The organism is Akkermansia muciniphila (genome assembly GCF_018709685.1).
In the GTDB taxonomy this organism is placed as follows: domain Bacteria; phylum Verrucomicrobiota; class Verrucomicrobiia; order Verrucomicrobiales; family Akkermansiaceae; genus Akkermansia; species Akkermansia muciniphila_E.
Genome location: NZ_JABDHQ010000012.1, coordinates 80,976 through 92,838 on the forward strand (window position 1 = coordinate 80,976; position 11,863 = coordinate 92,838).

5 protein-coding genes are annotated in these 11,863 nt (G+C 58.4%); 3 read left to right on the forward strand and 2 right to left on the reverse strand.

All coding sequences use genetic code 11. The annotated features are described in order from the left end of the window. Positions 1-131: 131 nt before the first annotated feature. From HHJ06_RS08990 to HHJ06_RS09000, 3 genes are all read left to right on the forward strand, one after another. Entirely contained in the window at positions 132-1,223 is a 1,092-nt protein-coding gene (locus tag HHJ06_RS08990) for an adenylyltransferase/cytidyltransferase family protein (RefSeq protein ID WP_215429002.1), read from the forward strand. Positions 1,224-1,236: 13 nt separating this feature from the next. After that, a complete protein-coding gene (murJ, locus tag HHJ06_RS08995; RefSeq protein WP_215429003.1) occupies positions 1,237-2,802 on the forward strand; it encodes a murein biosynthesis integral membrane protein MurJ in 1,566 nt (521 codons plus the stop codon). A gap of 171 nt (positions 2,803-2,973) precedes the next feature. Further along, positions 2,974-4,140 (forward strand): pyridoxal phosphate-dependent aminotransferase, encoded by a 1,167-nt coding sequence (locus tag HHJ06_RS09000; protein ID WP_022396643.1) that lies wholly within the window; start codon positions 2,974-2,976, stop codon positions 4,138-4,140. Positions 4,141-4,563: 423 nt separating this feature from the next. Here the strand turns inward: HHJ06_RS09000 and HHJ06_RS09005 are convergent, their stop codons facing one another. Together HHJ06_RS09005 and HHJ06_RS09010 are read right to left on the reverse strand one after the other, a co-directional pair. Beyond that, a complete protein-coding gene (locus HHJ06_RS09005; RefSeq protein WP_215429004.1) occupies positions 4,564-8,994 on the reverse strand; it encodes an autotransporter outer membrane beta-barrel domain-containing protein in 4,431 nt (1,476 codons plus the stop codon). Between the two features lie 1,339 nt (positions 8,995-10,333). Continuing rightward, positions 10,334-11,692 (reverse strand): glycosyltransferase family 39 protein, encoded by a 1,359-nt coding sequence (locus HHJ06_RS09010; RefSeq protein ID WP_215429005.1) that lies wholly within the window; start codon positions 11,690-11,692, stop codon positions 10,334-10,336. Positions 11,693-11,863: the final 171 nt, after the last annotated feature.

The window sequence follows — 11,863 nt, forward strand, 5'->3', positions numbered from 1 at the left end:
GATTTTTCTTTTTCCCAACGGCACGGGCCTTCTGCGGTCCGTGCCGTTTTTTAGCGTACTTCCACCCGGCTCTTGCATCCGGCGGAGCAATAGGGCATACTGCCGTGGACTAATTATCTATCACCACGCGCATGAAAAAAGTTTTCGTCTCGGGCTGTTATGACATCGTCCACGCCGGTCACATCCAGTTTTTTGAAGAAGCCCGCGCCCTGGGGGACTACCTGATCGTCTCCTTCGCCTCAGAACCCGTGCTGTGGCACCACAAGCAGCGCAAGCCGTCCATTCCGGACGAGCACAAGAAGGTGCTGCTGGAGAGCCTGCGCATGGTGGACAAGGTCATTCTGGGCACGGGCATGAAGAAGGGCCTGGATTTTGAAGAGGAATTTCTTCAGGAAAAACCGGACGTCCTGGCCGTGACGGAGGACGACCTTTACAGCGGCATCAAGAAGGAGCTGTGCGCCCGCGTGGGCGCGAATTACGTGGTGCTTCCCAAGACGCCCCCCAAATTCGCCCCCGTTTCCACCACCATGCTGGTGAACCGGATCAAGGCCCCTTCCTCCGTCCCGCTCCGCGTGGACTTCGCCGGAGGCTGGCTGGACGTTCCCCGCTACGCCAGAAAAGGCTCCTATGTGGTCAACTGCGCCATCACCCCCATGGTCTCCCTCTGCGAATGGCCGTATGAAAAACGTTCCGGGCTGGGCGGCAGCGGCGCGTGGGCCATGCTGGAGGGGCGCGACCCGGTCGCTTCCGAGCTCGCCCTGGGCGTCGGCTGGCAGGACCCCGCCGTCATTGCGGAAACGGGGCTGTGCGTGTGGCGCTCCGGCAGTTCCCCCGTGCTGGACGTGAAGGGCACCGGCGACTTCCTGGAAGGGAGAATGGCCATTCTGTACACGGGCGAGGAACATGACACGCCCAGAATGGCGGACGAACAGCGGGACTACGTGCGCATCTCCCAATCCTCCCTCATTGCCCGCACCGGCGTGCTGGAACGCAACATCAACACCCTGGCCGCAGGCGTGGCCCTGTACTACAGCGTTCAGCTTGACGAAGGAATGCAGCCCCTGCCGGACATCCCGAACGCCCTTGCCAAAAAATACCTGGGCGGCGGCTACGGAGGCTACGCCCTGTACCTCTTCTCCTGCCGGGACGACCGCGACCAGGCCGTCAAGGACCACCCGGCCATGAAGCGCGTGGAGCCGTACTGCCGCCAACTATTCAAGTAAGCCCTCTTCCTTCATGTCCCTGATGCGGAACAGCCTGGTAGCCTCCGGCGCCATTTTCGCCTGCCGTCTGACAGGCATGGCCAGGGAAATCGTGTACACTTCCCTGTTCGGCGCCACGGGAGTGCTGGACGCCTTTTACACGGCCTTCCGAATCCCCAACCTGTTGAGGGACCTGTTTGCGGAAGGAGCCCTGTCCCAGTCCTACACCAGCGTGGCCTCCAAAACACGGGAGGCGGAAGGGGACGCGGCCGCCTGGGAACTGACCAACAAGGTGGCCACCCAGCTTTCCACGCTGATGGTCGCCATCGTGACGCTGGGCATCCTGTTTGCCGGGCCCGTCATGGAGGCCCTTTACAGCGGGGACCATTCCCTGACGGACCAGCTGTTCGCCACGGACTTGAGCCGCATCATGTGGCCCTTCATCGGCTTCGCCTCCCTGTCCGCCCTCGTCATGGGGGCGCTGAACATGGTTGGGGTGTTCGGACTGCCCATGCTGGCCTCCGCCGCCTTCAACGTCACCTCCATCCTGTTCGGCCTGCTGATCGGGTACTTCATTGACCCCTCCTTCGGCCCAAAGGCCCTGTACGGTTTTGCCTGCGGCGTCACGATCGGTGGGGCGGCCCAGATTGCCGTGCAGCTTCCCAAACTGCGCAAAACCGGCTTCCGGTGGAAGCCCAACTTCCATTGGGACGATCCCCGCGTGCGTAAAATCTGGGGGCTCATGCTCCCCTCCGTGCTGGCTTCCGGCGTTACGCAATTCACCATCTTCATCAATACGGGCTTTGCCCTGGACCTCCAGAAAGGCTCCGTTACCGCCCTGACCACGGCGTTCCGCCTCTGGCAGCTTCCCGTGGGCCTCTTCGGCGTGGCTACGGGCATGGTGGTTCTCCCCGCCGTTTCCCGCATGATGGTGGGGGACGGCAGAAAGGAAGTGGCCGTCCACATCGCCAAGGGGCTGCGGCTGGTGGCGTTTTTTGCGGTGCCCGCCTTCCTGATCCTCTTCATCCTGGGAACGGAATTCGTCTCCTCCGTGTACCAGTGGGGCCGCTTCAACCAGGAGGCCGTGCGCTACACCGGGGAGGTACTGGGCGCCTACTCCCTGGGACTGCTGGGCTATGCCGGAACCAAGGTGGTGCAACCCGTCTTCCTGGCTCTGGAAAAACGCTGGGTTCCCCTGATTGCCGCCGCCGTGGCGCTGGCCATCAGCATCGGCCTCAACTACTGGTTTGTCTACGGCCTGCATAAAAACGCGGCGTGGCTGGCGCTGACCACCTCCGTGGTCACCACCTTCAACTTCCTCTTTTACTTCCTTTACCTGCGCCGCCAGCTGGGCGGGGTGGACGGCCGGACGCTGGTTTCCGGCCTGGGCCGCATCCTGGCGGCGGGAATCCTGCTGGGAGCCGTGTGCTGGGCGGGTAAAACGTGGTTCCTCCAGGGCTTCCTGGACTGGTCCTTCCCGGCCAGGCTCCTGGGCATCTCCCTGGTCTGCGGCTGCGCCGGAATTGTTTACCTGGCGGCGGCCTTCCTGCTGAAAACGCCGGAACTGGACGCCGTGCGCGCCAAATTCATGAAACGCTGACGGGAAACTTCCCTTCCGTGAAAGGAGGCGCCCTCCCAGCAAGAAAAAGAATGGCCTCATCAAGCATTCTCCTTGCCAGGGGTGCGCTCACTTAGTAAAGTTTTTCCGCCTGTGCGGGGAATAGCCTGTTTTCCGCCAGGGCATTCAAAATTCTACGATCGCACCACAACAATGGACATGATTTCCCCCAGCATTGCTGCATTGACCCCTTCCCTGACCCTCAAGGTGACCAACCGGGCCAAGGCTATGAAGGCCGCCGGTGAAGAAGTTTACGGTTTGGCAGGCGGTGAACCGGAAATGGACACCCCTGAAAACATCAAGCAGGCAGCCATTACGGCCCTGAATAACGGAGCCACCAAGTACACTCCTTCCGCCGGCCTGCCCGCACTCCGCCAGGCCATTGCCGACAAGCTCAAGAGGGAAAACAACCTGGAATACGATCCCAGCCAGATCACCGTGGGCGCCGGAGCCAAGCACGCCTGCTTCAACGCCATTATGGCGACCGTCTCCGAAGGGGACGAAGTCATCATCCCCTCCCCGTACTGGGTCAGCTATCCGGAAATGGTCCGCATGTGCGGCGGCATCCCCGTCATTGTGGAAACCACGCCGGAAAACGGCTGGAAGCTCACTGCGGAACAGTTTGAGGAAGCCATGACCCCCCGCACCAAGATGGTGATCCTCACCACGCCGAACAACCCGACCGGAGCCGTTTATTCAGAAGAAGAACTGCGCGCCCTGGGTGAAGTGGCCCTGAGCGAAGACATCCTCATCCTGGCTGACGAAATTTACGAACACCTCGTGTACGGGGACACCAGGCACGTCAGCATCGCCTCCCTGAGCCCGGAACTGTACGACCTGACCATCACCATCAACGGTTTCTCCAAGGGCTATGCCATGACCGGCTGGCGCATGGGCTACTCCGCCGCTCCGGCCCCCATTGCCAAGGCCATCCAGATGATTCAGGACCATACCACCTCCAACGTCTGCACCTTCGCGCAGTACGGAGGCATTGAAGCCCTCACGGGAGACCAGAGCTTCATCAGCGACATGCGTGACGAATACGACATGCGGCGCCAGTACGTCCTCTCCCGCCTCAACGCCATTCCCAACGTCAGCGTCGTGGAACCGCAGGGAGCCTTCTACTTCTTTGTGGACACCAGCAAGCTGGGCCTCACCTCCCTGAACCTGTGTGACAAGCTTCTGGAACGCTACAAGGTGGCGGCCGTCCCCGGCATCGCCTTCGGCAATGACAAGGCCATCCGCATCAGCTACTGCACCACGCTGGACATTCTGAAGGAAGCGCTGGACCGCTTTGAAGAATTCTGCAAGGCACACTAAGCGTCAAATACTAATCTTTCCAACCTTCAGGACCGCTTCATGAATGAAGCGGTCCTTTTTTATTCCTCATGAGAAGGCTTTCCGCCCATCCATGAGAAATCGGAACTCTCACTCCAACAGGCGGCATCCCGGCTCGGCGCCAGCAAGGGGGGGCCCTCGTCGGCAACGGGATGGCATGGCCACATTCCGCGTCCTCCAGCTACGTCTCCCACGTTTACCGTAAAAACCCGGAGACATGTGCCGTTCGCGACCGGCCCGCAGAAAAAGCCGTCTATTTTTATGGCCCCCCTGTTTTCCGGAATGGATTCCCCTACCAGGGTAAATGAATAAGCAGGAAAGCCTTTCCGGGAGGACCAGCAGAAACGGAACACCCGGCAAGCGGAAACTTGCCGGGTGGAAGAAGAGACATGAAGTCTTTTGTGCTTAAAAGCTCCGCGTGTACCCCAGATTGATCGTCCAAGGACGATCGTATTTGTCCCCGTAAACGTATTCGTAATCCAGGTGCACCTGATCGCGGGCGCTGAGCTGCCATGCCACGCCGCAACCGGCCATGCCGCGGGTTCCATCCGTATTCGGACGCCACTGGTTGCCGGCGGCCTTTACTTCACCGCCATTGCTTGCTTGCTGCGCAACGCCGGTTTTCACGTAGCCCTGCACCAACTGGCTGCCTCCGTTGACGCTCCATGTGCGTCCGGCCCGCAGACGCCCGGCAAATTGCCAGATGTCAGCTGCGCTTCCCGTCACATCCAGGCCTGCGTTCGTGACGACATGCGTGGAACCGGAGTGGAGCCATGCGATTTGCACGGAGGGTTCCAGGAACCATCCTTTGGCGCTGCTCCACTGCCGCCCGGCTTCCAGGCTCATTCCCAATCCCCAGTTGTCGTAGCTGCCCCGTTCCGAGCCTCCAGGCTGGACCGCGGTCCATGAAGCGTTGTAACTCGTCCCTTTGAGAACCGCGTCCGCAAACCACCCCCTGCTGTGCAGCCATGAGGCGTAAAGGCCTCCGTAGCCGCTGTCCGTGCTGCCCTTGCTTCCCCAGCCATCATGGAAGCTGCGGTCACTTCGACGATAGCCTCCGAAGAGGCCGGCAGCCAGCATGCTGTTTCTTCCGGACGCAACAATCCAGTCCGCGCCGCTGTCTGCCCCATAATGGTATTCCGTAAAGCCGCAGACTCCGGCAATGCCCAGGTCCGTATCCGTGCGCCCGGAAGCCGTGCGCGCCCAGTAGTGCCCCCTGGGAGCCTCTCCGGCATTCTTGTCCTGTTGGGCCTGCTGCCTGTAAAAGTCCGCTCCCATGCGCAGGTCTCCCATGCGTTTGGAAAGAGTGTCAAGCTGTTCGAACCATCCCGTACTCATGCACCCGAGCACATTGAGCAGCACACCGCCCAGGTTGTTGTATCCCTGCGGCGACAGGTCGTACCCATTGCCTGTAGCGTTGATTTTAAGACCGTAGGAGTAGAAACCCGCATCCAGCGTTCCGGTGAAGAGCGTTGCCGCATCACTGCCTTCCGCCAGGCTGCCCCATGTGATCATGTCGGATATGAAGGACGGGGAGGAGGGAATGTCGCCTTGCAGGACGAAATGAACCGTGTGCGTGCCGGAAGCCTCCCCGGCTATGACGATGCGGTCGCTTGTCCCGGCGGCCAGATTGATGTTCATTGTAAAGGCCTGCGAGCCGGAGAGGGAGCCGAGCTTCAATGTGTCACGTCCGGTTCCTTCAAAGGCCACATGCCCTCCGTCGCCGCTCAGGCCTCCCGAAAACTGGAAATCCTTCCCTGAGTTCGAGGTATTGGTCAATCGGAGCGTTCCGGTGTTGGCAAGTGCCGATTCCACCTGTGCGCTGGTGGAGACATGCATGGCGCCCGTGTTGGAGAACGCCTGGCCGCCCTTGAGCAAACCTTGCAGAATAAACCCTTCGCTGTTGGTTTGTGCGGTGGCGCCCGTGTCGAACGCTGCGCCTTCTTTGACCTCCAGGATTCCGGCGCTGAAGAGGTTGTCCGCTCCGGCAGTAACCAGGCCGGAGTTGATGAGGGTCCCCCCCGTGTGGTTCGCGGCGGAGGTGATGGTGATGCCGGTCGCGTCGCTGTTCAGTTGCAGCGCGCCGCTGCCTGTGATCCGGGCGCTGAGCGTCCGGTCGCTGCTCGGATCGGCCGGAGCGGCCAGAATCCAGGTTTTCCCATCGTGGATATTCAATTCCTTGAGTCCGTAGGTGAGGTGGATCCCCGTCTGGCCGCTGTGCTCGTTGGTGCCGGCTACGGCAATATAGCCGTAGGTCGCGGTAACGGTATCCTGATAGGTGACTTCGCGTTCCTCTCCACCGGTAATGACTTCGCCCGTATCAGCGTCCACCAGGTCCAGAATAGTTGTGTTCGCGACATTTCCGGCTTGTACCACCAGCAGGGCGTCTGCGTTGATGGTGCCGTCCAGGGCCAGTTCCTGAAGATCGCGGTCCAGGAAGCCCGGCTGAGGGGTGATGCTGTCCAGACTGTCTTTCAGGCCGGAGACGGCCAGCGTGGATGCCGACGTGATGTCAAGACTGCCGGAAACGGAAAGCTGGTGTTCCAGCCGGGAGGCGTCACCGTCTACGTGGACGGTAAGCGTTCCTCCGGCCAGATGCAGCTTGCTGATGGAGAAGTTTTCCGTGACGGAGAGTTCGGAGCCGCTTCCAAGTCGCAAAGTTGCGGTGCCGAGCACGGCCTGCCCCGTGGCGTCCGGACGGAGCCGGGTATCGGTCAAGGAGATGGTTCCGGCAAATCCGGTCAGCGAATCCGAGAGGGCTACGACGCCGGCGGACTGAATGTCCAGCGTGCCGGAACCAGTGATGTACGCGCCAGAGCCGGTCCGGATCTGTTCCATGCCGTTAATCAGGATGCTGCCTTCGTTGAGCGCTACTCCGTTCGTGAACAGATTGGTTCCGGTATTCCTCAGGTCGAGGGCTCCCTGTCCGGTTTTGAGCGTCGTGTCGGCGGCTGTGACGTTTCCATTCAGAACAAGCGTGCCACCGGTATCTACCGTGCCGTTGAGGACGATAGAGGCGGCGTTGATCTCACTGGCGGCGCCTTTGCTTCGAAGGGTGGCTCCGGTATTAAGCGTAAAGGAGGTTACCATATCCGTCATGCTCCCCGTGCGTCCGAAAATGACTCCGTCCCTGAGTTCCAGCGTACCTCCGCAGACAGTGGTCTTTCCCCGGAAGTCGTTGTAACGGCTGGCGACCAGATGGGCATCCGTACCCTGATAGCGTGTTCCGCTGAAGACGACCGTTCCGGAGGTGTCTTGATCAGCCCCACCGTCATCCGTATACCGGTTGATCGTGAGCATGATCGAATAATCCCCTGCGGTGATCGGGTCGTCAAATTGGATGTTCCGTCCTTCTCCGGCCGCCAACTGCAAAGAGCCTCGCGTTTCAAAATGAATGGCGTTGGCTGTTCCTCCATCTACGGTAAATGTTCCGTTATCACTGTGCGTGAAGGTTCCCCCTGTCATGTTGCCGCTGAAAAGCACGTCGCGGGTCTGCGCCAGGAATTGGTGGGTGGGGTTGGACGTATTTTTGATCAGGATGGCCCCCCCTGCCGTGGGCGCGTAATTGTCCGTGAAATTCGCCCCGTCCTCAATGGTCAGCTGTTGATTTCCCAGGTAAATCGCGCCGCCGCGGCCGGAAGACGCCTGAATGTAATTTCCGATGAAGGAAACGTTGGCTCCCAGAATGCAGGTGCCACCTGAAGACATCCAGATTGCGCCTCCGTCACCGGATGATGCGGAGATGTAATTGCCCGTAAAGCTTGCATTGGCACCAACGGTGAGGGACGCAGGCCCCGCATTTGCCCGCACCGCAATCGCTCCTCCGGCCCCTTTTCCCGTTCCGGCGGCCGAGATGTAATTCCCGGTGAAGGAGGCCCTGTCTCCCAGCGTGACGGAGGCGTCTCCGATCGTGATGTAGGTACTGACCGCTCCCCCTTCGCTGGCAGCTCCGTCCGCTGAGGTGGAAATATGGTTGCCGCTGAAAGTCGCGCGGTCTCCCAGGGTAATGGAAGTGGCGTTTCTGTCGGCGCCTATCGCTCCTCCGTAGCTGGACTTGCCGGCCTGGACGTAGTTGTCGGTAAACGTGGCATCATCGCCTATTTCAATGGAGGAGGAACCGCCCTTGGTGAATATTGCGCCGCCACAGCCGCCTGCCGTGGCTGAAGCCAAAACATAGTTGGCATGGAAAACGGCGCCGTTGCCCAGAGTGATGCGGGCGTTGTTGGAGAACGCCAGAATCGCGCCTCCTGTGACGGTTCCGCTTGAGGAAGATGCGTAATTTCCGGTGAAGGCGATATGATCAGCCAGCGTGACTGAAGCGAGACCCTGGCCCTGAACGGCAATCGCGCCGCCGCCCGGAGCGGTGGAACCATCGTAGATTCCCGTATTGTTGCGGAACGTGACCGCTCCGGTAAGATTCAGAGTGGCATTGCTGCCGAATCCCTCCACACGCAGAACCCGGTTGCCCGCATTCTCCCAGATGATGGAATTCATGTCCGCGCTATGGTCTCCTTTCTTCAGGAAAAACATGGGGGTTGTTCCCAGTCCAGCCAGATCCAGCGTGCGCGCTACCGCCGCGTTGCCGGACTGAACGCTAATGAGAAGATTCAGGCCTCCGGTCAGCGTGGAGTCGTCATTATGCAGGACAACCGTGTCTTCGGCACGCAGCAAACCGGATACCCTCAATTCTTCAAACGTGCCGTACAGGTTGCTGCCCGGCATGGTGGACTGGGTGTTGTTCACAGAGTAGTCCGCACCGGACGCGGCCGGGAAGGTGCAGATGAACAGGGCGGCAAGCAAGTAGCGGAGCAAAGAGGAAGGAAGGTGTGGTCTCATGGTATTGAATGGATGTGGAACGGATGAGTCGATTTGGAGCAATTTTCAGAAGTTATACGCGTGAAAGGCTAAATTCGGCTACAGCCGGGGAATCGGCAGCGGCACGCGGAGAGGAAGTGGTCATGGAGGATGAATGTTCTTCAGGAAGGGGAACTGCAAGCGCAGCAGAACAGGATAAGTTTAGCATGAGGCAAAATATTGAAGCTGAGTTGTTCATGGATACAAATGTCATGTTTTCCAGTAAGGAATGAATGCAAATTAGCGGATTTCCAATCCGGAGGCAGGGCCCATACGCCAACAGCCTGAAAGAAAAATCGTCCCTGGAACGGGAGATAATATCAATGCAACTAACCCACAACATTTTGAGGACAAGCTTTTTTGTTCCTTGAAAAATCCTGATGCCAACAGGAAGAATAGGAAAATTCCCATCTGTTTCTTTCCCGGAGGCACGTCTTCCGGCTATTCAAATTTTCTGTCTATGGCCGAAAGAATTTTGTATTAAATGCTTTTTTTCAAATTTATAGCTTGTCTCCGGATTGGAAATCCGATTTTGATACAAATAATTGATTTTGAGATTCATAGACATCGTTTCAACACGGAGGCAGAAAGAAACAATGAAAATGAAAGCAAAAGGGAAAGAAGAACCTGCAGAACAAACCCGGAGGCCGCGCCATAGTCCCAAGCGTAAAATCAACGCAGAACTCTCCAAACTGGTTATGGAGCTCCGGAGAATTCGCAACATGGGAACCCGGCGGCTCAATGTGGACTTACCTTGAATCATGGCATCAGGCTCCCTCTGGGGACAATCCACAAAATACCTATTATCTCCGGAGCAAAGCCTCTTTTGAAGCAGGGGAAGAAAAGTCATTGGCCCGTCATGAACGCATCTCTTCCTGCGGAAGGAATTCAGAGGGATACCTGAAAATCGCCCCGGGCGCGGATCAAGATACAGCAACAGGCGACTGCTCAAGATACAGGGTCATGAAACTCCATAAAAGTTGAACAGCGGCCATTGAACAGCGACCAATACGCCTCTATTCTTAGAGTGCCTTTTGGCAGAAATGCCATTCCCCATTCAGCATATTCCGGCAGACTGTTCTTTACAGAACCGGAACTTTCCCGGCTCAAAAAACTGCTGGACGAAGGCCAGATTATCCCGTTCTACCCAAACGCAGACAAGATACGGAAAGAAGCCGGACACTGCCGGAAAAGAACGTCCTCATCCCGCAGCATGAGAGCTTTCCGCCCTGAAGAATTTATACCGGGATGCCAAAAGCATGAAACGGTGAAGTAAGCCGTATTTCATTCCCAGGAGAGGCTCATCCATGGGGCGGTCCTTTTATTCTTCAGAGGACGGCCTGTTTTCCGCTTCCGACACCCGGCACCAGAATTCCCCCTTGTCCAGCCCCGGCATCAAAGGCTTATAGCCGTGCTGCCGCAGAAAAGAATCATCATCCCGTGAACTGGTGTGGATGATATCCGGCAGGCCCTGCTCAATGTAATTATATTGCTCCCTGACCATTTCTTCCGACGGGAAATTCTGGAGGAACCAATATCTTCCGCAGGGCTTCCAGTCCCAGGTAATGCCGAAGCCCCTGTCCAGCCAGCCCAGATACAGGACGGAGGCTCCGGAAAACGGGGCCAGCCGTTCCCGGACGGCGGGGGAATGAAGATCCCTGCCGTTCCAGACAAAGTCTCCTTTCCGGACGGCCCCCGTCAGCCCGGCAGCCATTCCGGCTCCCGTGAGGCAGACAATAGCCAGCGTTCCGGCCGCCATCCGCGGCAGGCGCAGGGAAAAGCGCCGTTCCGCCTGGGCCACAAAGAAGATGGTCACCCAGATCATCATGGGTGAAAGGATGGAGTTGTAATAGTAGTTGTACACGCTGAACATCTCCACCTTGAAGAAGATATACAGCAGGGCCGTGAACAGGAGCGCTTTTTGCGTTTTTAACTGACGCCATCCCGCTATTGCCAGAGCCCAGATGACAGCCGCCCACATCAGTATGTCGGACAGGCAGCGGACCGGAGCCGGCCTGAGGAGTTTGGCCCACCACGTAGCCTCCTGGGCCACCGTTCCATAACGCACGGAGCACAACAGGTACTCATTCATCGCCTCTTTCCAAACGCCGTGGAATACCAGCCAAGCCGAACAGGGAACTACCACGGCCAGGAGCCCGGCTGCCGTCATCCCCAGAGCCTCGGCCGCCTCTTTTTTCCATCCGTTCCACCACAGCCACAGGCACAGAACCCCGCTTAAGGCGCACACGGGAAAGGCTATGGAAAACTTCATCATGAAGGCAGCCCCGGCAAATACCCCGGCCACCCCGGACAGGAACAGCAGGCTGCGCCTGTCCCGCATCCGGAAATACCGCACCAGCCCGTAAACCACGGCCGCCATCCCCGGCCAGCACAGTTCCTCCACCCCGCCCCCGCGCTGGAAGGGGAATGAATCAAACAGAAACAGGCACAGCAGCATGGAAGCCAGCAGGCTGCCGCGCCGTGACAGATAAAAGCGCGCCGTCCTGCAAGACAGTAAAAGCGTCGTAAAAAGGGTCACGCACTGAATGAGGAATATTCCGGCAAATGAATGTCCGTCAATCCAGGCGGCGGCGTAATAAATCCACACCAGCAGGGGGCCCTTGCTGTCCGCCATTTCCACATAGGGGAGAAGGCCATGAAGGAGTCCGCGTCCGAACATGAAGAAAATGGAAGGGTCCGGAGAAGGATAAAAGGAATACAGTGGGGACGTATCCGAACACGCACCCACCACCATAACAGACCAAATAAGGAGCGCTAACGGAATTTTCCACCCCAAGGGAGCTAAGGGATTATTTTTTCCTGCCATAGGCTGAACAACAAACGGGATTGT